The 25,768-nt window shown below is 49.1% G+C and carries 17 protein-coding genes and 1 CRISPR repeat array; of the genes, 14 read left to right on the top strand and 3 right to left on the bottom strand.

Features of this window, described 5'->3' with window-relative positions:
- Positions 1-107: 107 nt before the first annotated feature.
- Positions 108-998, bottom strand: coding sequence for a LysR family transcriptional regulator (locus ACOMHB_RS18470; protein ID WP_448217712.1), 891 nt, complete (start codon positions 996-998; stop codon positions 108-110).
- Positions 999-1,151: 153 nt separating this feature from the next.
- Here ACOMHB_RS18470 and ACOMHB_RS18465 point away from each other — a divergent pair, with 153 nt between their 5' ends.
- Positions 1,152-3,050: an amidohydrolase gene (locus ACOMHB_RS18465; RefSeq protein ID WP_448217711.1), complete on the top strand. Its 1,899-nt coding sequence runs from the start codon at positions 1,152-1,154 to the stop codon at positions 3,048-3,050.
- A 104-nt stretch (positions 3,051-3,154) separates the two neighbouring features.
- On the opposite strand, the gene ACOMHB_RS18460 is transcribed toward ACOMHB_RS18465, so the two are convergent.
- Positions 3,155-4,018 (bottom strand): hypothetical protein, encoded by an 864-nt coding sequence (locus ACOMHB_RS18460; protein ID WP_448217710.1) that lies wholly within the window; start codon positions 4,016-4,018, stop codon positions 3,155-3,157.
- A gap of 406 nt (positions 4,019-4,424) precedes the next feature.
- On the opposite strand from ACOMHB_RS18460, the gene cas3 reads away from it, so the two are divergent.
- The 3 genes from cas3 (at position 4,425) to ACOMHB_RS18445 (ending at position 9,559) form a co-directional block, all read left to right on the top strand.
- Complete coding sequence (gene cas3, locus ACOMHB_RS18455; RefSeq protein ID WP_448217709.1) at positions 4,425-7,160, top strand: CRISPR-associated helicase/endonuclease Cas3; 2,736 nt, start codon at positions 4,425-4,427, stop codon at positions 7,158-7,160.
- A gap of 329 nt (positions 7,161-7,489) precedes the next feature.
- Entirely contained in the window at positions 7,490-8,863 is a 1,374-nt protein-coding gene (locus ACOMHB_RS18450) for an AAA family ATPase (RefSeq protein WP_448217708.1), read from the top strand.
- A 3-nt stretch (positions 8,864-8,866) separates the two neighbouring features.
- The gene (locus ACOMHB_RS18445) at positions 8,867-9,559 is read left to right on the top strand and encodes an HNH endonuclease (RefSeq protein ID WP_448217707.1); all 693 of its coding nucleotides are present in this window, start codon (positions 8,867-8,869) and stop codon (positions 9,557-9,559) included.
- Between the two features lie 62 nt (positions 9,560-9,621).
- Here the strand turns inward: ACOMHB_RS18445 and ACOMHB_RS18440 are convergent, their stop codons facing one another.
- Entirely contained in the window at positions 9,622-9,786 is a 165-nt protein-coding gene (locus ACOMHB_RS18440; protein WP_448217706.1) for a hypothetical protein, read from the bottom strand.
- On the opposite strand from ACOMHB_RS18440, the gene casA reads away from it, so the two are divergent.
- From casA to tnpC, 10 genes are all read left to right on the top strand, one after another.
- Positions 9,777-11,297, top strand: coding sequence for a type I-E CRISPR-associated protein Cse1/CasA (gene casA, locus ACOMHB_RS18435; RefSeq protein WP_448217705.1), 1,521 nt, complete (start codon positions 9,777-9,779; stop codon positions 11,295-11,297). The two genes, ACOMHB_RS18440 and casA, sit on opposite strands and share 10 nt — an antisense overlap.
- The gene (gene casB / locus ACOMHB_RS18430) at positions 11,298-11,747 is read left to right on the top strand and encodes a type I-E CRISPR-associated protein Cse2/CasB (RefSeq protein ID WP_448217704.1); all 450 of its coding nucleotides are present in this window, start codon (positions 11,298-11,300) and stop codon (positions 11,745-11,747) included.
- A gap of 36 nt (positions 11,748-11,783) precedes the next feature.
- Positions 11,784-12,875: a type I-E CRISPR-associated protein Cas7/Cse4/CasC gene (gene cas7e, locus ACOMHB_RS18425; protein ID WP_448217703.1), complete on the top strand. Its 1,092-nt coding sequence runs from the start codon at positions 11,784-11,786 to the stop codon at positions 12,873-12,875.
- A 2-nt stretch (positions 12,876-12,877) separates the two neighbouring features.
- Entirely contained in the window at positions 12,878-13,543 is a 666-nt protein-coding gene (cas5e, locus tag ACOMHB_RS18420; protein WP_448217702.1) for a type I-E CRISPR-associated protein Cas5/CasD, read from the top strand.
- Positions 13,530-14,150, top strand: coding sequence for a type I-E CRISPR-associated protein Cas6/Cse3/CasE (cas6e, locus tag ACOMHB_RS18415; protein WP_448217701.1), 621 nt, complete (start codon positions 13,530-13,532; stop codon positions 14,148-14,150). Before cas5e ends, cas6e begins: the two co-directional genes overlap by 14 nt.
- Positions 14,151-14,181: 31 nt before the next feature.
- A complete protein-coding gene (gene cas1e / locus ACOMHB_RS18410) occupies positions 14,182-15,102 on the top strand; it encodes a type I-E CRISPR-associated endonuclease Cas1e (protein WP_422411486.1) in 921 nt (306 codons plus the stop codon).
- A 1-nt stretch (position 15,103) separates the two neighbouring features.
- Complete coding sequence (gene cas2e, locus ACOMHB_RS18405; RefSeq protein ID WP_422134558.1) at positions 15,104-15,391, top strand: type I-E CRISPR-associated endoribonuclease Cas2e; 288 nt, start codon at positions 15,104-15,106, stop codon at positions 15,389-15,391.
- A 107-nt stretch (positions 15,392-15,498) separates the two neighbouring features.
- Positions 15,499-22,851: a CRISPR direct-repeat array (repeat unit 29 nt; unit sequence GTGTTCCCTGCGCCCGCAGGGATGAACCG).
- A 305-nt stretch (positions 22,852-23,156) separates the two neighbouring features.
- A complete protein-coding gene (gene tnpA, locus ACOMHB_RS18400) occupies positions 23,157-23,483 on the top strand; it encodes an IS66 family insertion sequence element accessory protein TnpA (RefSeq protein ID WP_448215653.1) in 327 nt (108 codons plus the stop codon).
- The gene (gene tnpB / locus ACOMHB_RS18395; protein ID WP_448215654.1) at positions 23,480-23,848 is read left to right on the top strand and encodes an IS66 family insertion sequence element accessory protein TnpB; all 369 of its coding nucleotides are present in this window, start codon (positions 23,480-23,482) and stop codon (positions 23,846-23,848) included. Before tnpA ends, tnpB begins: the two co-directional genes overlap by 4 nt.
- A gap of 36 nt (positions 23,849-23,884) precedes the next feature.
- Complete coding sequence (gene tnpC / locus ACOMHB_RS18390) at positions 23,885-25,600, top strand: IS66 family transposase (protein ID WP_448215655.1); 1,716 nt, start codon at positions 23,885-23,887, stop codon at positions 25,598-25,600.
- Positions 25,601-25,768 lie beyond the last annotated feature (168 nt).

Raw genomic sequence — 25,768 nt, 5'->3', positions numbered from 1 at the left:
TCCAAAGAAATCTATGCCATTCGACAGTAAACAGGCATAAAAGTTCATGGTTATCCAGTCCGGAGTTCTTGATTCCGCTATTTCTCTGGAGTGTGAGTACCTTGCAACTAGCGGAAATTACTCTTGGCAAATACCTGTAATGCAGATTTAACAGCTGCAACTTCCGGATAACGTTCTAATTCCGGAGGACAATAAAATGATAAATGTACCCGAAGCGCGTTAGCCAGTTCATTAACATTGAGTTGCACCAACTGACCACTTTGCAACAAGGGCGCAGCTAAAGAGTGCTCCAGGATCGCCCACCCGTCTTCAAGCAGCAGAGTCAGTAGTACATCATTATTACTCACTAAGCATACATGGGTAGAAATGGAATAAAGTTCAGGATTACTATTATGGTGGTTTTCGCTTAAGTATTGCGTGGCCAGTTCAAGCTCATCCATTTGAATACAATCTCGCTTTGCCAGTGCGTGCTCAGGATGACAATAAAAACCGTGTTCACTGGTACCCAGATTAATAAAACTGAAGGTACGCTCAGGCATGTTTCTAAGCCGGCTTTGCATAATGGCAACACAATGCTGGTTGCTCACTAACGCGTCCAGCGTCTCATCCCGGTTTCGATGCAACCAATGCAGGCGCAACATCGGAAACTGATCCCTGACTGATTGATTAACCAGTCTTATCAAGCTATTGGGTACCAGGTTGTCATGGTAAACAATCAGAGATTCAAGTGTCTGTTTGTAGCTGTCGATCATTCGGCGATAGAGAAGATTACTGTTTTTAACCAGCACCTTTGCCTGACGATAGAGGGCATCAGCTTCGTTTGTTGCCACGGCTTTCTTTCCCTCAATGGCAAACAAACGGATTGCAAAACTGTCTTCTAACGCCTTCACTTGCTCACGAATGGTGGTTCTGTCTTTGTGCAGTTTCTTCGCTGCTTTGCTGTAGCTGGCTTCTTCAAACGTGGCGCAAAATGCGGCTAAGTGCTCGTATGAGAACATTTATCTTTCTCCTGCTGCCCATAAAAAATGAATGTAATTGCCCATCATAATGCATTTATCATGGCCGTTTAATATTGCTATTTTTTGCATCTTGCCTTTTGGTGGAGTGGTTAACCCGGGGATGCTCTGCCTTTTTCATTGACGGTTTGTAATATGAAAAATATCTTCAAAGTTTCCGCATTAACTGTGTCCTTATCCATCCTGGCAGGGTGCTCAATCGGAGGGGGTCCAGATGAGTCTGTTACCAGCCCCATCACTGTATTTGTCTCCAATGACATCATTACCCTCTCAGAGACCATTAAAGACAAACCCACCGCCATTGCAGTTCAGGACGGGAAGGTTATCAATATCGGCCATCAGGAAGCGTTGATAGAAGCCTACAAAAACGAAAGTAATCTGGTGGTAGATACACAATACATCGATAAAACGATTCTGCCGGGTTTTGTCGAGCCTCATATGCATATCTGGATGAGCAGTCTGTTACTGAGTATGGATTTCATCACCCCCGCAGACTGGGCATTCCCCTGGGGGTATGTGAATGGTGTCCAAAATGAGAAAGCCTACTTTGACCAGCTTGCTCGACTGGAACAGTCTCTGCCTGAGAACGAACCTCTTATTACCTGGGGATATCACAACTATTTTCATGGTCAGAACATGAGCAAAAAGGCCTTGAATAAGCTCTCCGAAACCCGGCCAATTATTGTATGGCACCGTAGCTTTCACGAGGTTTATTTTAACGATGCTGCCCTTAAGATGCTGGGCTGGAACGAAACGGATTGGAAGAAAAAACAAATATCCCAGCTTAATTGGGATAGAGGTCACGCCTACGAGACGGGTCTGAAAGCGATCATGAACGAGCTCTTTATGTATTTCTTGGACTCGGGACGATTTGCCAAAGGGGTTAAACGCACTAAAGACTATGTCCATTCAGGCGGTATCACCACGGTGATTGACCCGGGTGTCCTGCTCTCTGCGCAGATGTATAACGAAATGGTGGATGTCTTGACCAATGATACCTTTCCGATGGACTACTGGTTGATCCCGGCAGGCAATTTCACCTACATGCTATCGCAAAATGATGCCGAAAAAGGCAAAGCCATGGCAGAACAACAAACCCGGACCTACAAAGAATCTGACCAAATCAATTGGCTGCCAAAGTACGTCAAATTATTTTCTGACGGGGCAATGTATAGCCAGTTAATGCATATGAAAGATGGCTATACCGATGGCCACAAAGGCGAATGGATCCAAAAACCGGAAGAACTCGAAGACAGCATGAGGCCTTACTGGTACGACGATTACACGGTTATTGTCCATGCAAATGGTGACCTCGGGTTTGAAACCGCTATCGATATTGTTGAAACGCTAAACAATGAAGCGCCCAGAGAAGATCACCGAACCGGATACCACCACCTGGGCTTTACCGGCAAAGACGATATTACCCGAGCCGTTGACCAGGGCGCCAACTTCAGCGTTAATCCTTACTACACCCACATACTGGGTGAGCTTTATAGCGTGCACGGAATCGGGAAAGAGCGGGCGGAAACCATGTCCCGTGGCCAATCGTTCATTGATGCAGGCGGTGTACTTTCCCTACACTCTGATGCACCCATGGCACCGGCGCAGCCACTGAGCCTGGCTTGGGCAGCAGTTAACCGCTTAGGCTTATCCGGCAGTAGAACACTTGGGCCTCTGGAGCGGATCAGTGTCGAAGAAGCACTCAAGGCCATCACTATCAACGCGGCCTATACTGCCCGCTTAGAAAACCAGATTGGCACCATTGATGTCGGGAAGTACGCCAACTTCACTGTATTGGACGAGAGCCCGTTTGAAGTCGATCCGAAAGATCTGAACAAGATCACCGTCTCAGCCACAGTCTACCGGGGAGAGCCTGCGCCGGTTAAACACAGTAATGCCGGTCTGGATATGACCTTTCGCTCCCACAAGGCAGTGAGAGTAATTAATAGGCTTTCAGCCAGAGATGGTTCAGGGGATTTCTGCACCACCAGTATTGAGATGCAGCGCAGTGCGCTGGGAGTGGCAGAGCATTAACTGAACCATAAGGCTTCAATATCACCAGGCTGCTGTACCGGGTGCCCTGCGCGAGCGGGGAAGGGTATTCCCCTGCCTGGTATTTAAGCAGATTTGGCGCAGGCTTAATCGGACAATAGTGGTAATTCAGCGGAAATCGCCATGGAACATTCATGTTTGCGTTTCATATAGAGCTGTGCAGTATTGTCCCAGATGACGTCTGCAAAGATACTTTTGTCAAGGTTGTCGTCTACCTGACATTTTATGGAATAGGCCTCAGAAGGTTTGGCAGTCCCCCATGGAATCTTGTAATAGTCACCATTAGCGCTTCTTGTCCATAAATTCTCTATTAGCGATGTATCATCACTCTCTATTGAGTCGCCAAAGGTAGCTGAAAATAAAAGGCCCTCCTCTGAACGGAGAGAAAAAGTGTCGTTCCCATTTACTTTTTTGACTGTCATTGAGCCATAAGATGTATTGTATTTGTCGAAATATTTGAGAACATATTTCATTTTCAATGAATCAGTATGTGCTTTGATTGCCAGATATGAGCCTTTGCTGAGTTCCAGCATCCAGATAGCCTCGGTGTAAACTGGTTGAAAGAAGTTAGGCAATGGAATCTTGAAGGCGCTATCAATGTTAATGGTGACCACCAGCATAGCGCAGCTTACTCGTTCCGGTGAGTCTGCCGGTGAAACGAATTGAAAAGCCTCACCGGCCAGCTCAATAGCTTTGTCCCGGGGAACGGAGCCTTTTATAAAGAATCCCACATACTCATTGCCCACAAAAGAATACCCAGGTTCCGGTTCAGCCTTGTCTTTTGATGCCGAAGGGGCGCTTGACGGATTACATTCAGTCGCTGCCCCCGGGTCTTTATGACCCGAACATTCGTCAGCATAGGAGCCACTCACCTGCATGAGCAGAGAGACAAAAGCCAGGGCCAACAACTTGAAGAGCTGATAATAATGATAAAAAACGAGACGAAACATAATAACAACACCAAAGTAAAATCGTGAAGCGAGCTAAAGTCATCAGCTCGAATAAATTGCTACACTGACCGACAGCTTTAAAGAGTAGACGATGACAAAAGTCAGAAGGTTTAGATTGGGTAAGATTCTTAATCTACGAATTCGGTGGGGGTATGAGGAAAGGCTCGGCTTGTCGTCTGGTTTTCAGGCTCATGTTTGTTTTGTCAGACCCCGAACCTAAAAAAACAGTGGGTTCGTTGTTAAGTCAATGCCCTATTGACCATAACAAAAGTGAAGCCTGTTCACTTGCTGTCAAAAACTACAGTGGGAGTTGGGGTTGAAAGGTTATGAACTGTTGATGTTTATCATGTTACTCATATAGCCTGCCCCTATAATGTGAAACTCTTGTCAGAAAGTGGAAGCAGGCATGTCTTTCTATAACTATTGGGGCAAAGCAGGTAATCAATCTGAAGGTGATAATGCCAGTTATCATTTGTTGGTTTATCACTGTTTGGATGTGGCTGCGGTTGCGAAGGTTTGGTGGCAAGCATCTGCGTCACTCCGCCGTCAGTTTTGTCATCAAAGTGGCCTGCCAGATCAACAGACTCGGGCCTGGCTACTTTTTTTTATTGCCTTACACGACCTGGGCAAATTTGATATCCGTTTTCAATTAAAAGCAAAGGATGTCTGGCGGCAGGTTAATCCTGAGACAAATTGCTTTAAGCCTCACTTTCTTCAAGAAAACATTAATGATTATTATCACGGGCCCGCCGGTGTTTATTGGTTGTATCAAGACTGGCAGGATCGTTTTGCAGGTGAGCAGGATGACAGTTATATTTTTTGTGATGATGACGAAAATGAAAGCTGGAAGGCGTGGTTGAGTTGGCTTGGACCAGTTGCAGGGCATCATGGAACCCTGGCAGATAACTCCGACAAAGATGACTGCAGCTTTGGTTTTTCACCGGGTATGGTCAGTGCCCAGGGGTTGGAATCACTGCAACAGGCTCGACAGGATTGGTTGAAAGCACTTGAGTCTCTATTTTTAAAACCCGCCGGGCTGACACTGAAAGATGACCCGCCAGTTCTGGCTGATGGTACTTTGCTGGCTGGTTTTTGTTCGGTTTCTGATTGGTTGGGTTCAGCCAGTGGTGAGGGTAATTTTGAATTTCAAAGCCAGCCGACAGGTGATCTTCAGGAGTGGTTTGAATCGCGTCTGACGATCGCCAGACGTTTGCTTCATCGAGCAGGGATTATTGGTTATCAAACTCGTGACAATCCTACTATTCAGAACTTGCTTGAGAAAGGGTATCAGCCAAGACAAGTTCAGTGTCTGGTGGATCAACTACCACTCACTGAGAGCTTAACATTAATAGAGGCCTCAACCGGCTCAGGAAAAACAGAAGCCGCGCTGGCTCATGCCTGGCAATTAATCCAACAGAACCTTGCCGATAGTATTGTCTTCGCACTGCCGACTCAGGCAACAGCCAATGCTATGTTGGGGCGTATAGAAAAGGTTGCACCTATTATTTTTCGGGGGAAAGTCAATGCGGTGTTAGCTCATGGGCGGGCTGGATTTCAGCAGGATTTTATCGATCTCAAACAAGCATTCAATTCACGCCCTGCACAGGGGGAAAAGGAAGCCAGAGTTCAATGTGCGCAATGGCTGGCTGAAAGTAAAAAAAGAGTTTTTTTAGGGCAAATCGGCATTTGTACAGTCGATCAGGTGCTCGCTTCAGTGTTGCCGGTGCGACACAAGTTTGTTCGCGGGTTTGGTATTGGGCGCAGTGTGCTCATCATTGATGAGGTGCATGCTTATGATGCCTATATGTACGGCCTGTTAGAGGAAGTATTGGAACAGCAGCGGACTGTGGGAGGGTCGGCCATTTTGTTGTCTGCAACTTTGCCGGACTACCAAAAGCAGCAACTAATGGTGGCCTGGGCCGGTAACACAGTGCCCAGCCATTTTGAAAACCCCGTTGATGCTCCTTATCCACTCATAACCAGCTACGGACAAAAGCAGCAACACTTCGCGCTCGATGTCCGTCAGCAGCCCGCCAAAACGCATGTCAATATCGAACTGCAAACCGTATCCGAGTTGTTGCCTGATGATGACTTGTTGGAGCGAATGATCACTGCTGCAGAGCAGGGGGCTCAGGTTTGTTTTATCTGCAACCTCGTTGATGTGGCACAGGAGTCCTTACAGCAGTTACGGGAAAAAGCGGCTGGGCGACTGAGTGAAGAGCAGCTGATTCTGTTTCACTCCCGCTTTGTGTTTGCTGATCGTCAGAAGAAAGAGGTCAAAGTCCTTGATCTGTTTGGCCCCGATGGTAAGCGACAGCAGGGGCATATATTGGTCAGTACTCAGGTTTTTGAGTGCTCTATTGATGCTGATATGGATTGGATGATTACTCAACTTTGTCCCGTCGACCTGTTATTCCAGCGCTGGGGTCGGCTGCATCGACATCAAAACAAGCACAATCGTCCTGACGGATTTGATCAGCCTCTCTGTACTGTGTTGGTGCCTCCGGAATCTGAAGATTATCAGCTGCATGAGTTAATATATGGTGATAGTCGCATACTATGGCGAACTCAACAGTTGTTGGCGGGTTCTGGAAGTATCGTTGAATTTCCTGATGCATACCGGAAATGGATTGAGTCAGTTTATGATAAAGAAGACTGGGGGAGTGAGCCTGATTGGGTTATGAAGTCTCATCAAGATTTTGCTGATCATCAGCAAAGTCAGCGTATGGGTGCAGAAATATTAATTAAATCCGCGATGAATACGCTGGAAGATACTAATAATAAAATTTCTGCAGTTACCCGTGATGGTGAAATGAATCTGACACTCGTTCCAGTTATTTCCAATGCTAAGGGTAAACGTTGCCTGCTGGATGGCTCGGTGGTTGACGAGTTGGATAAAAGTAACCGCTTTGAAAAAATCAGCCTGAATAGTCTTGGAATACCAGCCAGTTGGAATAAAAATGAAGGGCAGTTGCCCGATATGGATGATGTCGGATTAATATGGCTGGAAATGAAAGCCGATGAGCAAGGCCACCATGGGCATTGGGGAGATGCAGAGTACAGCTATTCTGCGGAGGCTGGTTTCCAGCGCATCAAAAAACGAGGCATCCCCGCAGGCGCGGGGAACAGGGTAGTGAACTGAGCTTTATTTAAACAAACTATGGTTCATCCCTCTGTGAGAGGGAACTTCCATTATATAACATCGGCTCTTTTTGGTGGAGTTGTTATCAGAAAGATATTGTAGAATCGCTGATTGTCGGAAGTCCTGTTACCTCAGGGGTTTATATCATCTTTCCTTAGTCTGACCTGCATACAGAACTAAATACATTTTTCACTAAAGTCAGTAACCTTTGTGAGTTTATTAGATACACGAGCACAAAGGGTTGTTAAGGGTTATGATTGAGGTCTCTGGTTTATCCAGAGCCTTTGTTTAGCAAGGTCTGACAAGGGTTCACAGGTTCAGGTGAATGTATGAAGATACGCGAGCTCAGGCTCAAAAACTTTCGGAAGTTTGAGGACTCGGTCTTCAAGTTTAATACTGATACGAATGTCTCCGTTCTCATCGGTGATAATGCAACCGGTAAAAGCGCCATTCTTGATGCTCTGTCCATTATGATGGGGAGTTATCTGCTGGATTTCAAAGCTGGTGTAGGGCGGCATATCCGCAAGGAAGAGGTACGGCTAAAGCAGATCAATCTGGGTGATTCAGTGACTCTTGAGCCGCAGTGGGACGAAGGGGTTTCGCTTTCTTGTCGTGCCTCTCTGGCGGAGTTAGCCAGTAATAATGATTCATCTCTTCTTGAAGACTTGCACTGGACTCGGGAACTGAAATCCGAGAAAGGTAAAACCACCCGTATCCTGGCAAAGAACATTGCCAAATTGGGGAAAGATACCAGAGCCAGGATGGAAAAAGGCGAAAAAGTCCTGTTGCCTGTTTTTGGCTATTACGGCACTGGCCGTCTCTGGCATATTAAACAAGCTGTAAAGCTGACGAAGCCTGAATCCAGATCGGCAGGCTATCGTGATTGCCTTGATCCAGCTTCCAGCCACAAGTTGTTTCTTAGATGGTTTGCTCAGTTGGAGCAGGCTTCGTTCCAGAAGGGTAAAAAATTCGGCGTGCTCGAAGCGGTTCGTAAGTCGATTCAATATTGTATACCTGAGTGTAGGTACTTTTATTTTGATATTGAACTGCAACAGCTGATGATTGAGCTGGAAAACGGACAGCTATTCAGCTTCGATAATCTGAGTGATGGTTATCGTAATACTCTGGCTATAGTGGCAGATATAGCACACAGAGCGGGTCGCCTGAATCCTCATCTGATGGATAGAGCCCCATTAGAAACTCCCGGCATTGTGCTGATTGATGAAGTCGATTTACATCTGCATCCCAAATGGCAACGTCGGGTATTAAATGATCTGCGGGAAGCATTCCCGAAAGTGCAGTTTATTGTTACTACTCACTCTCCTTTTATCATTCAATCTTTACGACCCGGTGAAGTGATTGACTTAAACTCTGTTCTGCCCACGGATGAAAGCTCTGAAACAGCGTCACCTGCACCAACTGAGCCATTCAGTGATCAGAGTGTTGAAGATATTGTGGAAAGGGTGATGGGTGTTGAGGTGCCTTCTCGGAGTCAGCGTTGGCAGGCAATGAATGATACCGCTAAAAAATATTACACGTTGCTTCAGCAAGCGAACGGTGCCTCAAAGGAAGAAAAAGAGCAGTTAAAGCAGGAGCTGGACGAGCTGAGTGCACCCTTTAGTGATAATGTGGCCTACCATGCCTTTCTTGAGATGGAGCGAGCCGCAGCCGGTCTGAGCAAAGGAAAAACTGTTGAGGAGTAATTCATGAGGCCAGTGGATAAGGGGGCTGAGCCTCTGGATGCGTACGGAAATCCAAAGCAATTCAGTCAATACCAAAATGCCCGAAGAGATTTAATTGAAAGACTGGGTGGTTATTGCTCTTATTGTGAAATGAAGCTTGACGCATCTTTGGCAGTTGAGCATGTTCTGTCGAAAAAACATCACAAAGATTCGGCGTTATCCTGGTCAAACTTTTTGCTGGGTTGTACGAATTGTAATTCAACCAAGGGTGATAATGATCCCGCTATAAACAGCTGCTTCTGGCCTGATGCAGATAATACTTTCAGAGCTTTTGAGTACTCAGAGGACGGGGTTGTTCGCCCGAATCAGTCACTCTCTGATGCTGAAAGAGAAAAAGCTATGCGAACTATCCGACTAACTGGCCTGGATAAAACGCCTTTGCAAGCAACAGCTTCTGATCGTCGCTGGCAACAGAGAAGAGAAGTCTGGCATATTGCCCAGCGAGCCAGGCAACGGTTGCAGCGCAATGACAATGAAGACTTCAGGGATCAGGTGGTTGAAGCGGCTGTTGGTCATGCTTACTGGAGCATCTGGATGACTGTGTTTGTGAATGACAGTGATATGCTCAATCGTCTGATTCGTGCTTTGCCAGGTACTGCTCAAAGTTGTTTTGATACAGATGGTCATCCTGTATTAAGGCCAGGCGGTCAGATATAACAGCCTTAAACCATCTGATCGTTCTGAAGTTTTATATAGACGAACTACTTGAATAATATCATCTAGGCTTTATTATGCTCTTCATCCTGTAGCAGGTTGTTGTGGTTGCTGGGCTGGCTTGAAGCAGACGTTGCGATTTTGAACTCTTCAATGACCATGGGCTTGCTGCGCGAACCTTGGTTTTTACACTGGTTGTCATTTGGAGAGGTATGAAAAATTGAAGCCATTTTCATTACTTGACCAAGCGTGGATTCCCCTTCAGTACGAAGGGACCCGAATCTGGATCACCTATCGGGAACTCTTGTGTGGGGAGAAAAAAGGTGAACTCTGCCTACCCCGCGATGACCTGGAGCTGGCTTGTCTGCAATTGTTGGTTGCCATAACTCAGGTTTGCTTCACACCATCCGATCGAAAAGAGCTGCTGGCCCGACTCAAAAAGCCCTTGTCTACCGATGAGTTTCTGAAGGGTGTGAAGGATAAAATGGCCTGGTTTGATCTAAATCACCCAGAGACGCCGTTTATGCAAATCCGCGGGGTTAAGGCGAGCAAACCGACCCCGATGGATAAGTTGCTGGCAGGCGTGGCAGACGGAACCAATAAATCCTTTGTTAATCCTCATGGATTGGCAGAAGGGCTCTGTGGCAGCTGTACGGCGATCGCCTTGTTTAACATGGCTAACAACTGCCCCAGTATGGGCGGTGGCTTCAAGGGAAGCCTGCGCGGTAGTACTCCGATTACGCAACTGATTACCGGGCCTGATCTGCGCACGACAGTATGGCTGAATGTGCTGCATCAGGAGCGATTGAATAATTCTGTCATGCCATGGTATCAGGCTACTGCAAAACAAGCTCCAAACTATGTTGAGCCTGTCAAAGCAGGAGAAAAAATTCAAGCAACGAACATCGGCCTTGCCCGTGGTTTATTATGGCAACCCGCACATTTTGAACTCATGCCTGCTGAAGACACAGGTTGCTGCAGTGTCTGTAATGCTTCTGCACCCTTGTATAAGGGTTTTAATAAAGCCAAATTTAATTACACAGTGGAGGGTAACTGGCCGCACCCACTGTCAGCCCGAACCTTCAAGATTGTCAAAGGCAAGAAAGAAGAAAAGTTTCCGTCGTTTACCACCACCGCACCTGGCTGGACTCAACTAAGCCGTCTGGTTGTGGCAATGGAATCCAGTAAAGAAGGACAAATTCCTGCTCCTGTACTGTTACAGATCAGGGATGACGGGTTGATCAAGCAGAAGCACTTACGATTTGTTATCGGCGGTTATAGAAACAATCAGGCAACGGTACTGGAACGGCGCCACGAGTTTTTCAGTCTAGCGGATGGCTGGGCTGAACACGGTGAGGTGATCCACAATATCATAAAGACAGGTCTGGCATACAAAACGGCTTTGCGCAAGGCGCTCTATCTCTTTTCAGAAGGTATTAAAGATAAAAACAAAGAGATCAAAGGCTCTGGTGTTAATCTCTGCCAGTCGGGTGACGACCTCTACTTCCAACAAACAGATCAGTGGGTTCGGGGCACCTTTGCTGATATCAATTTCAAGGAGCCACTACCCACTATAGATTGCCTGCGCGTTCAATTAAAACAAACAGTATTGCAATTATTTGATCAGCTCACAAAACCCTACCGGCAGGAACCCAAAATGCTCAAAGCACTGGCATTGGCCCGGCGCAGCCTGAATAAATCACTGGCTGAACTTCAGGCTGTGGTGACAGAGGAGAATTAGATGCAACCTTCTAACAAAAAGTCTCAGGATTTTATCCAGCTGTGGAATCGCTATGGCGATTTGAGTGCTGGTTACAAAGCCGAGTTACGCAGGGTTTCGACACCCGATGCTCTCATTGAAGTTCCCGCCTTTTACCGGTTAACACGCGGTTATGCCAGCCATAAAAATATCCGGCGGTTGGTTTACTGTCTGCCATATCTGCAACATCAGGATGGTGGTGATTCACTGGGTAAAGCTCTGGCTGAGGCATGTGTCAGAGAAAAACGCCTGTTTATGATCATTCGTTCACAGGAACCTAATGATCTGATTCAGTTGCGGAGGTTATTGCAACAGGTAAACCCAGTGGTCGACTTTTATCAAACAGCTTGGTTGCTACTGCGCTGGAATAATCCTGAACAAAAGCAAAAATTGTTGGAAACTTTCTTTCTGCATCAGAAAGAATCTTCTTGAATCATTTTTTTACTCGACTTTTAAAAGGACAATCTTATGAATAAGAACTTCATTAACTTTCATATCCTGATTTCTCATAGCCCATCCTGCCTGAACCGGGATGACATGAATATGCAGAAGTCGGCTATTTTCGGTGGTAAACGCCGGGTGCGAGTTTCCAGCCAGAGTCTGAAGCGAACCTTGCGTAAAAGTGATTATTATCGGGAGCATCTTGGTAACCCCAGCCAGCGGACAAAACAGCTGGGAGAATATCAGGATTTTGTTGTTGAACAGTTAAAAGAGCGATTTGCACTGGATTTAATCAAAAAGGCTATGACTTGGGTATCCGGTAAAAAAGACATTGAAACGAGCACCAAAGGTGATGCCGTTGCTCCCTGGGTTATTGAAGAAATTGCCTATGTATGTGGTCAGATTCAATCCCCTGAAAATGAAGGGCTGGATGAAAAAAAACTGCAAAAGCTGATTGAAAAAGACAGTCAGGGATTCCGACAAGCTCTGGGACAAGCGGTGGATATTGCTCTGTCTGGGCGGATGGCAACTTCGGGGTTGATGAGTGCGGTAGGCAAAGTGGACGGTGCCCTTGCAGTGGCCCATTCCATCACCACCCACGCAGTTGATGCTGATATCGATTGGTTCACTGCCGTTGATGATTTGCAGGAAATGGGATCGGGCCACCTGGATACACAGGAATTTTCTTCTGGTGTTTTTTATCGTTATGCCAGTCTGAACCTGCAGCAGTTACAAAAAAATCTGGGTGACGCTACCCGTGAACAGGCGCTGGAAATTGCTGCCCATGTATTGCATATGCTTGCTACTGAAGTGCCTTCTGCCAAACAACAAAGTTTTGCTGCCCATAATCTGGCTGATCTGGCACTGGTTAGTTTTTCTGACCAGCCACTGTCACTGGCCAACGCCTTTGAAAGTCCTGTGAAGGAAAAAGGAGATGGTTTCCGCCGTCCTTCTATAAAGGAGCTCCATGACTATTGGAAAAAACTGACAGCAGGGTTTGGTCTGGATGATAACTGTGCCGAATTTGTGCTTGAAGATGTTGAAGTTCCTCAAGGTATTAATGCTGTTGAGTCCTTATCCGTACTGAAGCAATGGGTTCAAAACAATGGTGAGGACTAATTATGCGACAGTATTTGATTCTGAAGCTTGAAGGTCCCTTGCAAAGCTGGGGTAAACACAGCTTTGAAGGATTACGACCATCGGAGGCTTTTCCGGGGCGTAGTGCCTTGTTGGGACTGTTGGGAGCCTGTCTTGGTATTGATCGTGCGGACTTTGAAAGGCAGCGCCAACTGGCGACGAGTGTAGGCTTTGCAGTGCGTATTGATCAGGGCAAACACAGGCCGATAAAAATGACTGACTACCACACCGTTAAGGATGCTCGGGTGGATTATCAGGGGCTGAAAAGCCATGAGACCATTCAGACCTGGCGTGAGTACTGGCAAGATGCCAAATACACGATTGTTATCTGGAATCTGGCAGAAGCTACTATCTCTCTGCATCAATTGCAGCAAGCCGTATGCAAACCCATCTTCACTCCGGTATTGGGCCGACGCAGTTGTCCACTGGTTCGACCCTTGTTTGAAAATATGATTGAAGCCGAAGACGCGCTGGCCGCACTGATAGAAATTGAACCTACAGCAGGTACGGTTTACAACGAAGAAAAATCAGGCAGTCGCCAGCTTCAGCTCAGGGATGTGCCTATCTCTGAACAACCAAGGCAGTTTGCTAATCGGAGAGTCCATGTGCAGGTGCTGACGATAGAGGAGGGATGTGATGTATCTGGCTAAAGTGCATATTGCCCCCACAAAGAGTAACAATGCTTACGAACTGCACCGGGCTTTATGGCAATTGTTTCCTGATCGACCGGATGACAACCGTACCTTTCTGTTTCGTGTAGAAAGCTGGAGTCGTGCAACCGGGGCTCAGGTCTTAATGCAATCACTCTCAAAACCAGCTGACGGCAGTGAACATGCTCGTTGTCTGGCAACCAAAGCAGTTAATTATAAATTCCAGGAAGGTCAGCAACTGCGGTTTCGACTGCGATGTAATCCGGTCAAGGCGGTTAAGGATGAGCGTAAAGGCACGGTAACTCGTAACGGTAGAACACATATTCGTTCGGTCAGAGTGCCTTTGTACAGAGAAGAAGAGCAGCAGCAATGGTTGAATAGTAAACTCAAACGGGCTGGAGCCCGCTTACAGACGATCAATATAGTGCAGGAAAATCCAATTTACTTTCATAAAACACGGGAAATGCGCAGTGGCAAGGTGCAGCCGGTGCTGTTTGAGGGTGTATTACTGGTGGACGATCCATCAGCATTACAGAAGGCTGTGGCTGAAGGCATAGGGCCTGCAAAATCCTTTGGCATGGGGCTGATGAGTCTGGCTGCTTGTTAAGTCTGAAATCTAACGATAACAGGGAGATTAGATGTCGTTTATTCCACTAAAACCCATCCCAATCAAAGACCGGCTGTCCATGGTATTTGTCAGCAAAGGCCGAATAGATGTCCGTGATGGCGCTTTTGTTGTAGTTGATGAAGTCAACGGTGACAGAAAACATATCCCTGTGGGCTCTGTCGTTTGTATTATGCTCGAGCCGGGTACACGAGTATCACATGCTGCTGTCAAACTTGCGGCAACGACCGGGACACTCTTGATTTGGACGGGTGAGTCCGGTGTACGACTTTATTCTGCCGGACAGCCGGGTGGAGCAAGGTCAGATAAATTGCTTTATCAGGCAAAACTGGCTCTGGATGAAGAACTGAGACTGAAAGTCGTTCGCAAGATGTTCGAATTTCGTTTTGGCGAACCAGCCCCTTCTCGCCGTTCAGTGGATCAACTGCGAGGTATAGAAGGTGCCAGGGTCAGAAAAACGTATCAGCTAATGGCAAAACAATATGGTGTGGAATGGAAGGGGCGAAGTTATGACCCAAAGGATTGGGCGTCAGGTGACACCATCAACAAATGTTTAAGTGCTGCTACAGCCTGTCTTTATGGCGTTACTGAGGCGGCGGTGTTAGCGGCGGGTTATGCACCAGCCATTGGATTTATTCATTCTGGTAAGCCCAAAGCATTTGTGTATGACATTGCTGATCTGTTCAAATTTGAAACAGTAGTGCCTGTCGCGTTTCAGATTGCTGCCAAGGGTACTCATAACCCAGACAGGGATGTACGTATTACCTGTCGCGACAGTTTTCGTAAAACACGACTACTAAAAAAGATCATTCCCACTATTGAAGAGATTCTGGCGGCAGGAGAAATTACGCCACCTCCACCGCCAGAAGATTCACAGCCACCGGCGATTCCTGAGCCTGTTTCTATTGGTGACACAGGTCATAGGAGCAGTTGAAATGAGTATGTTGGTTGTGGTGACAGAAAATGTACCACCAAGATTAAGAGGAAGGTTGGCCGTCTGGCTTCTGGAAATTCGAGCTGGCGTATACGTTGGAGATGTATCTATGAGAATCAGGGAAATGATATGGGAGCAAATAAATGCGCTGGCTGAAGATGGCAACGTGGCCATGGCCTGGGCCACCAACACAGAATCCGGATTTGATTTTCAAACTTACGGCACGAACAGAAGAATACCTATTGAAGAAGATGGTTTAAGGCTGGTTCTTTTTCAATCGGGAGAGTAATTAAACCGTTCTTTAACAATGGAATATTTACAGTGATTTTTTGATGAATTCGCTGGTGGAAATTTTAGGTATTGTAACCTTTTGATTTAATGGTGTATTTTTTTAGAGTGTTCCCTGCGCCCGCAGGGATGAACCGGTATACACAAATGTATATACATAACGTATCCTGTGTTCCCTGCGCCCGCAGGGATGAACCGATCTCTATCAAACAGCTCTTTTGCCCTGTTAAGTGTTCCCTGCGCCCGCAGGGATGAACCGAATAGATTTAACTGATAAAAATTCTTTATATTGTGTTCCCTGCGCCCGCAGGGATGAACCGCAGCGCCGCTTCGCTCCATGGTTAATCAGCCCGTGTTCCCTGCGCCCGCAGGGATGAACCGCATGGTTCTACTGCGCTATGTTCACTGCCGCAGTGTTCCCTGCGCCCGCAGGGATGAACCGCTTTGAATATCTGGAAACGTGATAGTTTAGAAGTGTTCCCTGCGCCCGCAGGGATGAACCGAAATGATGATCAATAAGACAGTAGACGACTTTGTGTTCCCTGCGCCCGCAGGGATGAACCGTATCCTGTATCTCATCCCAGACTATCAAAGAAGTGTTCCCTGCGCCCGCAGGGATGAACCGACCTCCTTAAGACCTCCTTAAGACCTCCTCAAGTGTTCCCTGCGCCCGCAGGGATGAACCGAATTCAGAGCCATTAGATAAGTGTCGGATTGAGTGTTCCCTGCGCCCGCAGGGATGAACCGCCACCAGCTCATAGACCACTACAGAAACCTTTGTGTTCCCTGCGCCCGCAGGGATGAACCGTTATTGATTCTAGGGGAAGTTTGATATGCACTGTGTTCCCTGCGCCCGCAGGGATGAACCGCTGGCTGGCTGATACCAACTTCTTTTGTGAGTGTGTTCCCTGCGCCCGCAGGGATGAACCGAGATATTCGTAGCTTGCTCTTTGAGCTTCCTCCGTGTTCCCTGCGCCCGCAGGGATGAACCGGGCATACATTAGAACCTAAATCCAGCGCGAATGGTGTTCCCTGCGCCCGCAGGGATGAACCGTCCATTAGTGCTGAGCGTTGTGTTATTGATTGGTGTTCCCTGCGCCCGCAGGGATGAACCGACTTTAGTTACTCTCATTTGATTAGCCAATACGTGTTCCCTGCGCCCGCAGGGATGAACCGAGTTCTTTAGGAGTTCTTTAGGAGTTCTTAAGGTGTTCCCTGCGCCCGCAGGGATGAACCGTGGATAATGATACTCAGCTCATTTGCAAGACCGTGTTCCCTGCGCCCGCAGGGATGAACCGAAAACCAAAAGAGAAAGAGAGCTACGTTAGTGGTGTTCCCTGCGCCCGCAGGGATGAACCGTCTTGGCTTGAACTATTCACTAAGGTATAGTTGTGTTCCCTGCGCCCGCAGGGATGAACCGGCCCTGTTATTACTGTGTTCGCATTAGATTATGTGTTCCCTGCGCCCGCAGGGATGAACCGATATCTAGCAGTATTTCTTCAAGCTTATCCAGGTGTTCCCTGCGCCCGCAGGGATGAACCGCGCTTAGAGAGCTCCTATGAAAGTCTCAGTAGGTGTTCCCTGCGCCCGCAGGGATGAACCGTCTGCCCCGGCATCCACCGAAATTCGGGTAAGGTGTTCCCTGCGCCCGCAGGGATGAACCGCTTATAAACTGTTTCGTAAAATGAAAGATGGCGTGTTCCCTGCGCCCGCAGGGATGAACCGCAGTGTTCTACAGTGTGTTAGGAATATGGTTTGTGTTCCCTGCGCCCGCAGGGATGAACCGCTCAAGATGTCTTTGAGGCTCATGCAATGGAAGTGTTCCCTGCGCCCGCAGGGATGAACCGCCAGCAACTCCTTCTCTTCGTCTTCAGAGACAGTGTTCCCTGCGCCCGCAGGGATGAACCGATTCTCAACGTAGATAGGCATTTGTGCCGCCCGTGTTCCCTGCGCCCGCAGGGATGAACCGGCATAGTAGAATGCATACATTAGTGAATTGTTGTGTTCCCTGCGCCCGCAGGGATGAACCGTTTGTAGCTAGCGGTAGCTCTGCTACTGGTGGGTGTTCCCTGCGCCCGCAGGGATGAACCGCTTTGAACATCATTCAATCGACAGCTTGGAAAGTGTTCCCTGCGCCCGCAGGGATGAACCGATTTTAACCGTTTTATATGTTTAACCGCTGTGGTGTTCCCTGCGCCCGCAGGGATGAACCGTATCGCATCAGCGCATACACCTTCAATAGGTGGTGTTCCCTGCGCCCGCAGGGATGAACCGCGAACCTTTCAGGCTCCGTACAGTTATTTACACGTGTTCCCTGCGCCCGCAGGGATGAACCGTCTTGCAGTGAACTCTGGTGAGACCTGAGCCAGTGTTCCCTGCGCCCGCAGGGATGAACCGGTCTTAGGGGTTGTCCATCTCCCCTTAAGCGCGTGTTCCCTGCGCCCGCAGGGATGAACCGTGTATGCGATATTGTGATTATTCTGTTTAAAGGTGTTCCCTGCGCCCGCAGGGATGAACCGCTAATACCATCTCACGGACTGTTCAACAGCACGTGTTCCCTGCGCCCGCAGGGATGAACCGTTAAACGTCTTATTAAGCGGCCATGGAAAAGGGTGTTCCCTGCGCCCGCAGGGATGAACCGTTATGATCTACTGTATTAACAGAAGACACTAAGTGTTCCCTGCGCCCGCAGGGATGAACCTATCGCTCTGGGCGGTGTATGTTCTCCTATCGCGTGTTCCCTGCGCCCGCAGGGATGAACCGTATTCGAACACGGATCATTTGCAGCTTCAATAGTGTTCCCTGCGCCCGCAGGGATGAACCGAACAGGATGGCATTGTACCTTAAAGCAAGAGGGTGTTCCCTGCGCCCGCAGGGATGAACCGCGACTTTTAAAGACTACCCTATGCGATTGTATAGTGTTCCCTGCGCCCGCAGGGATGAACCGCATCCATGCTATGGACCCAGTTTGGAGCGACAGTGTTCCCTGCGCCCGCAGGGATGAACCGCCATCGTTCATCATAAAGGCCAACGTTTCCCTGTGTTCCCTGCGCCCGCAGGGATGAACCGGTCTGTTGACTTTCGCGGATACTGTAGCAATAGTGTTCCCTGCGCCCGCAGGGATGAACCGCAATCCGAAAGGTTACACTAAAGGTGTTCAATGTGTTCCCTGCGCCCGCAGGGATGAACCGCGATCCGCTGTTCTAATGTTATTTTATCCTCTGTGTTCCCTGCGCCCGCAGGGATGAACCGCCACTTTATCCTGCTCATATTTAGCGTCAATTGTGTTCCCTGCGCCCGCAGGGATGAACCGCAAAGGCCGAGAACCCCGGCAAGAGTCGTATAGTGTTCCCTGCGCCCGCAGGGATGAACCGGTTTTCGTAAACTTCGACAACTCGCTCGGTTAGTGTTCCCTGCGCCCGCAGGGATGAACCGCTTTAGCTACTGGTCTGTCTATATACTAATTAGTGTTCCCTGCGCCCGCAGGGATGAACCGCACTGGGCACCACAGGAACAGTTTGGAGACTGGTGTTCCCTGCGCCCGCAGGGATGAACCGCTGACCATTACTCATGACTGGCGTAGCTCTGCCGTGTTCCCTGCGCCCGCAGGGATGAACCGGGAGATAAGAGTCATTAACAATATCAATTGTTGTGTTCCCTGCGCCCGCAGGGATGAACCGCTCGGGAGGCTATGGACTGGCTGCAGGAAGTCGTGTTCCCTGCGCCCGCAGGGATGAACCGGACTATGGGGAGAATGTCTAGAAACGACTTAAGTGTTCCCTGCGCCCGCAGGGATGAACCGTTCTGAAACTCTCCGCCTGTAAACCTGTGACTGTGTTCCCTGCGCCCGCAGGGATGAACCGCGGAGTGCATAGGGTTGCTGACTAACGCCATTGTGTTCCCTGCGCCCGCAGGGATGAACCGGATTCACGGTAGGGTTAACACTCTTGGTGCTGGTGTTCCCTGCGCCCGCAGGGATGAACCGCCTCCGGCATACTTACTGAAACGGTTTGCAGCGTGTTCCCTGCGCCCGCAGGGATGAACCGTTAAACATAGCTCTCTCTCTCTGAGTGTGTATGTGTTCCCTGCGCCCGCAGGGATGAACCGCCGTCAGCATTAGCATTAGCACCGCCCTCTCTGTGTTCCCTGCGCCCGCAGGGATGAACCGATGAATTACTTAATATTCGATATTGAAACGAAGTGTTCCCTGCGCCCGCAGGGATGAACCGATACACATAGGCACATATGAGGTATACATAATGTGTTCCCTGCGCCCGCAGGGATGAACCGACCTCCTCAAGACTTCCTCAAGACCTCCTCAAGTGTTCCCTGCGCCCGCAGGGATGAACCGGAGTGGCTTTATCTAGAGCTATGAACAGTATCGTGTTCCCTGCGCCCGCAGGGATGAACCGTTTTAATACCTTTCATATTATTATTATTATTAGTGTTCCCTGCGCCCGCAGGGATGAACCGCTTAACTGTACCAACAGCGGAAGGGTGCATGAGTGTTCCCTGCGCCCGCAGGGATGAACCGACCTCTCCTGCAGCTCTCCTGCTACTCCCTGTGTGTTCCCTGCGCCCGCAGGGATGAACCGTTATTCCTAACCCCTGTAGAGTTTCCGACTATGTGTTCCCTGCGCCCGCAGGGATGAACCGGAGTCTATAGGTTTGTAATGACTACTACTACTGTGTTCCCTGCGCCCGCAGGGATGAACCGTATACTCACACTTTCAAATCTGGGAAACGCAAGTGTTCCCTGCGCCCGCAGGGATGAACCGACTCTAATGCTCCTTATGATGTCCCACCAGCAGTGTTCCCTGCGCCCGCAGGGATGAACCGCGATTACCTTGTTTACAGTGGAAGTTGAAAGTGTGTTCCCTGCGCCCGCAGGGATGAACCGCGAGTTCAGGTAAAGCAGGGCGAAGAGCAGGTGGTGTTCCCTGCGCCCGCAGGGATGAACCGCCATGATTCAGGTATTAATTTATCTGCATATTGTGTTCCCTGCGCCCGCAGGGATGAACCGGTTAGGATATAGTAGACGTGACACAATAAGAGGTGTTCCCTGCGCCCGCAGGGATGAACCGACTATCAGTAGAATTAATCATGGGCTGTTGCAGTGTTCCCTGCGCCCGCAGGGATGAACCGGCATTATTGGGATGCAGGTAGGAGTCATTTAGGTGTTCCCTGCGCCCGCAGGGATGAACCGTCTATTGCCTTATAGCTTTTTCGTGATTCGATGTGTTCCCTGCGCCCGCAGGGATGAACCGATCTACTTTCCAGACACCATAGAACTGTCCATGTGTTCCCTGCGCCCGCAGGGATGAACCGCCATGGTAAACAGTTTCGATACGGTACCAGAAGTGTTCCCTGCGCCCGCAGGGATGAACCGCCTAGAGTTAAAAAGGGTCTACACCGCCATTCGTGTTCCCTGCGCCCGCAGGGATGAACCGGAAATGTTAAATAGGGGCTACGAGTTTGGCAAGTGTTCCCTGCGCCCGCAGGGATGAACCGCCGCAAATCTGCGGGCTGATATCGATATTATTGTGTTCCCTGCGCCCGCAGGGATGAACCGCACATCGTCTTTTAATTACCTCCTAGTATATAGTGTTCCCTGCGCCCGCAGGGATGAACCGGTTTAACTTTAACTTATACTCACCATCTGCATGTGTTCCCTGCGCCCGCAGGGATGAACCGCCTTTGTAAGTCTTGGCGGCATAATGCCTCAGGTGTTCCCTGCGCCCGCAGGGATGAACCGCACCTCTCCCTGAACTACAACACTTGGGTATTGTGTTCCCTGCGCCCGCAGGGATGAACCGGGTTATCCTATTGTTTCCCCTTGTTCTCTAACGTGTTCCCTGCGCCCGCAGGGATGAACCGCAGGGCTACGGTTACGAATCCTCTCTGTCAATGTGTTCCCTGCGCCCGCAGGGATGAACCGATCACGGTAGGGAGTCTGAAGGGAAGGCTTTAGTGTTCCCTGCGCCCGCAGGGATGAACCGATTTCTTAAAATGCAGCCTTAACCCCCCGCTTGTGTTCCCTGCGCCCGCAGGGATGAACCGGAAGGTATCGCCCCTGTAGGGGCTCAGCTCCGGTGTTCCCTGCGCCCGCAGGGATGAACCGCTATTGGATAGTCGCTGTTGTTTTAATTTATAGTGTTCCCTGCGCCCGCAGGGATGAACCGGAATAGATTATCTACAGATGCAGGGATAGACTGTGTTCCCTGCGCCCGCAGGGATGAACCGCACAGGCATGATAGAGCTACATACTAAAAAACGTGTTCCCTGCGCCCGCAGGGATGAACCGCAATAGAGAGGCTTTATATGCCCCTCTATCGTGTGTTCCCTGCGCCCGCAGGGATGAACCGCCAGAACTTGGAGTGATAAAGGTTTCACAGGAGTGTTCCCTGCGCCCGCAGGGATGAACCGATCAACTTTCCAGACGCCATAGAACTGTCCATGTGTTCCCTGCGCCCGCAGGGATGAACCGCCTTAGAGACCCACCTTTATCCCACCTGTAGAGTGTTCCCTGCGCCCGCAGGGATGAACCGGCGAGGTGCTTAAATTACAGTTTTCGTTCTGTGTGTTCCCTGCGCCCGCAGGGATGAACCGCATTAGGCTTGTGTCTAGTAGATAAGTCTTATGTGTTCCCTGCGCCCGCAGGGATGAACCGATGTCAGTGGGGCTGTAACTGGAACTGGAGAGGTGTTCCCTGCGCCCGCAGGGATGAACCGCTCTTTTCTAAAGGTGGGTGGTACGTTCGCATGTGTTCCCTGCGCCCGCAGGGATGAACCGGCCTTTTGATCTAAGGACACTAAGTACTGCATGTGTTCCCTGCGCCCGCAGGGATGAACCGGTAACATATGGTAGGGGGGCATATAGAGCCTCCGTGTTCCCTGCGCCCGCAGGGATGAACCGTGTCACCTTTCTGGATAGATGTACGTGTTTTGGTGTTCCCTGCGCCCGCAGGGATGAACCGATTGTCCATAGGATTTCTCTCTATTGTGTTTAGTGTTCCCTGCGCCCGCAGGGATGAACCGTTTCCAGCCGACTTTTACCAGCTCCTCCTTAGGTGTTCCCTGCGCCCGCAGGGATGAACCGTTAGCGTAGCCGTTATGACCACTGGGGGGTAAGTGTTCCCTGCGCCCGCAGGGATGAACCGCACAGCCCAAATATTTAAATAAAGCGCTAATAGTGTTCCCTGCGCCCGCAGGGATGAACCGTACGACGGAGGCTTAATTATTGTCGGTCACAGGTGTTCCCTGCGCCCGCAGGGATGAACCGAAGGTTTACCACTTTCTGTAGACTGTGCAGCAGTGTTCCCTGCGCCCGCAGGGATGAACCGCCAAAAGAGAGAGAGAGAGAGGAAATTTGTTAGTGTTCCCTGCGCCCGCAGGGATGAACCGCTTTAATAGTAGTAGTAGTAGTCATGGTGGTGTTCCCTGCGCCCGCAGGGATGAACCGCATTAAAACTAAAGGTCTCCAAATATTTCACAAACTGGAAACGTAAACTTAGAGTTAATGTCCCAGTTGTGATTATCAAGCCTCCAGCGACCTTAAACTGGCAATTCGAATTTGAGTGGTTTGGTGGTGTTATTCTTCATATACGTCGCTGATCATGTTTTTTTATAGAGTCTCAGATTCAAGTCTGCCTCCATAATTGGCTGATCCACTGGCACGTGAAAGAGTGTAAACGCCAAATAAACCCACGCCCTTCAGAATCAAAACCCCATTTGAAATGATTAGCCTCCCGATATAAGGAGGCCAATATGTCAAAGAAATTACCCGCAGACAGTGAATGGCTAGAGCGTGTTCAGTCGTGGCGGGATTCAGGTTTGACTCAGAGTGCGTGGTGCCAACAGCATGGTATAAGGGTATCCAAATTCGGATACTGGAAGCGTAAACTCGACACAACCCCCAGCGTAAAACCGACCCCGAACAACTCTGGCTTTGTCCAGGTAACACCCCAACCAGAACCTGGTGCGCCTTCTCGGATAACACCACTCTCCATCACCCTACCCAGTGGTGTAACAGTGTCCGGTATTGATGAAAGTAACCTGTCGCTTTGTGAGCAACTGGTGAGGGATATGCTATGAACACCCCGGTTATGCGACCGTCAGAGGTATTACCAAAGGTGTTTCTCTACCGGGAGCCGATTGACTTTCGCAAGTCATTTCGTGGGCTTGCTGTGTTGGTTGAACAAGAGCTGGGGCACAACCCCTTTGACGGCTATTTATATGCGTTTACCAACCGGCAGCGTAATAAAATCAAGTGCCTGTTCTGGGAAGATAATGGTTTTGTGCTTTATTACAAGAGCCTGTCTGAGGACAAATTCCACTGGCCCAAACCGGACGAAGAGCTGGTTACATTAACCGGGAAACAATTAAACTGGCTGCTGGACGGCTACAATCTCAATGCCATGCAACCCCATAAAAAAAGGCATTATGAGAGCTGTTTTTAGTCCTGTTTTTCAGGGTTTTATGGTAAAATAGCGACCATGAAATCGACCGCCGACACTCTGATTTTTCAGCCGAAATCCGCACTGGATTTGCCCTTTCATCAGGCTGAGACTAACCCTGAAATGGTCGCCTTGTTTGAGGCGATCCATTCGCAGGAAAGTGTCATTCTTGAAAAAGAAAATGCCCTTCTTGAAAAAGAAAATGCCCTTCTTGAAAAAGAAAATGCCCTTCTTGAAAAAGACGACATTATTCAAAAGAAGTCAGAGGTCATCGATTCTCAAAAAAAACGCATTGCGCAACTGGAAGAGTACCTGAGGCTCTCCCGATCCCGCCTGTACGGAAGAAGCACTGAAAAAAACAACAGCCAGGTCGACATTTTCAACGAGGTGGAGCTGGAAGGCTGCACCGGAGAGCAAGACGAAGCTGAAGGTCAGCCAGAGCAAGAGCCTCCAAAACCACGCAAAAAGAAAACAGGGCGCAAGTCATTTTCAGAGTCTCTGCCCAGAGTGCAGGAACGCTCTGAACTCAGTGAAGAAGAAAAAGCCGGAGCCATTGATACCTTCTTTGTCAAAGTCCGTGAAGAGCTTGATATCGTTCCGACCAAGGTTCAGGTGAAAGAAATTCTGCAAGAGAAAGCAGTCTTTCCAGAAGTCGATGAGCATGGACAGGAGAAGCGGGTCATTAAAGTTGCAGAGCTGCCAAAACACCCACTGCCCAAATCTTCACTCTCTGTTTGCACACTGGCCTGGATCATTGTCTCCAAGTACTGCGACGCACTGCCTTTGTACAGGCAAGAGAATATCCTCAAGCGATACGGTGGCTCTGTCACCCGGACGACGATGGCCAACTCTTTGATTCGGCTGTCTACAGAACTGCGGCCACTCATCAATTTGATGAGAGATCATCAAAAGACCGGTTCGGTGATCCATGCTGACGAAACCCGAATTCAGGTGATCAAGGAAACCAGCAAGTCCATCAACTCTGACAAATATATGTGGGTCAGCCTTGGTGGGCCACCCGGACAAACATCGGTGGTGTTTGAATACGATCCCTCAAGAGGCAAGGAGGTTCCCCTGCGTCTGTTCGAAGGGTTCAGCGGTTACCTGCAAACTGACGGGTATGCCAGTTACGACGCTGTATGCAAACAAGAAGGCATCACCCAGGCGGGTTGCTTCGACCACGTTCGCAGGAAATTTCTGGATGCCAGGAAGGGCGAAGCCAAACCGGGCAAAAAGGTGAAAAACACCCGCGTTAGCAAGGCGAATGTCGCTTTAGGCAAAATCGGTAAGCTTTACGCCATTGAGAAAGAAATAGGAGATCTTCCTCCATCAGAAAAAGCCATCCTGCGTCAGCAAAAGAGTAAGCCACTACTGGACGACTTTCATGTATGGCTGGAGAAAAACATAACCAGGCTAGACCCGGGCAGCCTGTCGCACCAAGCCATGAGCTATGCATTGAACCAATGGCCAAAACTGGTCGTTTACTGTGACAACGGCCACCTGGATATCAGTAATGCCGCAGCGGAAAACACCATCCGCCCCTTCGCTATTGGCCGCAAGAACTGGATGTTTGCAGACACGCCAAAAGGGGCGCAAGCCAGTGCCCTTTTATACAGCCTGATTGAAAGCGCAAAGGTGAATGGTCTGGAGCCTTTCAATTACCTGAACCATATTTTAAAAGAGCTGCCTTACGCCGATACCGTTGAGAAACTGGAACAGCTTCTCCCCTGGAATGTTAAGACAGGCAAAGAATAAGAAATCTTGGGGGCGGCAGCCAGTACGCTGGTTTATTTGGCGCTTACGAAAGAGTTTGCTTTTAATGCGTTAAGTAAGTAGGTTACCCCAAAGCGGTGCCCCTTCTTGGTTCGATCATTGGCAAGCCTCTATTCCGGAATTTTTACTCTATCAAAAACCGGCAAAAAA

It is taken from the genome of Endozoicomonas sp. 2B-B (assembly GCF_053470045.1).
This window is presented reverse-complemented; position numbering and strand designations above follow the sequence as displayed.

Coding starts and splice junctions, on each gene's coding strand:
- ACOMHB_RS18470 (WP_448217712.1), bottom strand. CDS start 998: ATGTTCTCATACGAGCACTTAGCCGCATTTTGCGCCACGTTTGAAGAA.
- ACOMHB_RS18465 (WP_448217711.1), top strand. CDS start 1,152: ATGAAAAATATCTTCAAAGTTTCCGCATTAACTGTGTCCTTATCCATC.
- ACOMHB_RS18460 (WP_448217710.1), bottom strand. CDS start 4,018: ATGTTTCGTCTCGTTTTTTATCATTATTATCAGCTCTTCAAGTTGTTG.
- cas3 (WP_448217709.1), top strand. CDS start 4,425: ATGTCTTTCTATAACTATTGGGGCAAAGCAGGTAATCAATCTGAAGGT.
- ACOMHB_RS18450 (WP_448217708.1), top strand. CDS start 7,490: ATGAAGATACGCGAGCTCAGGCTCAAAAACTTTCGGAAGTTTGAGGAC.
- ACOMHB_RS18445 (WP_448217707.1), top strand. CDS start 8,867: ATGAGGCCAGTGGATAAGGGGGCTGAGCCTCTGGATGCGTACGGAAAT.
- ACOMHB_RS18440 (WP_448217706.1), bottom strand. CDS start 9,786: ATGGCTTCAATTTTTCATACCTCTCCAAATGACAACCAGTGTAAAAAC.
- casB (WP_448217704.1), top strand. CDS start 11,298: ATGCAACCTTCTAACAAAAAGTCTCAGGATTTTATCCAGCTGTGGAAT.
- cas7e (WP_448217703.1), top strand. CDS start 11,784: ATGAATAAGAACTTCATTAACTTTCATATCCTGATTTCTCATAGCCCA.
- cas5e (WP_448217702.1), top strand. CDS start 12,878: ATGCGACAGTATTTGATTCTGAAGCTTGAAGGTCCCTTGCAAAGCTGG.
- cas6e (WP_448217701.1), top strand. CDS start 13,530: ATGTATCTGGCTAAAGTGCATATTGCCCCCACAAAGAGTAACAATGCT.
- cas1e (WP_422411486.1), top strand. CDS start 14,182: ATGTCGTTTATTCCACTAAAACCCATCCCAATCAAAGACCGGCTGTCC.
- cas2e (WP_422134558.1), top strand. CDS start 15,104: ATGAGTATGTTGGTTGTGGTGACAGAAAATGTACCACCAAGATTAAGA.
- tnpA (WP_448215653.1), top strand. CDS start 23,157: ATGTCAAAGAAATTACCCGCAGACAGTGAATGGCTAGAGCGTGTTCAG.
- tnpB (WP_448215654.1), top strand. CDS start 23,480: ATGAACACCCCGGTTATGCGACCGTCAGAGGTATTACCAAAGGTGTTT.
- tnpC (WP_448215655.1), top strand. CDS start 23,885: ATGAAATCGACCGCCGACACTCTGATTTTTCAGCCGAAATCCGCACTG.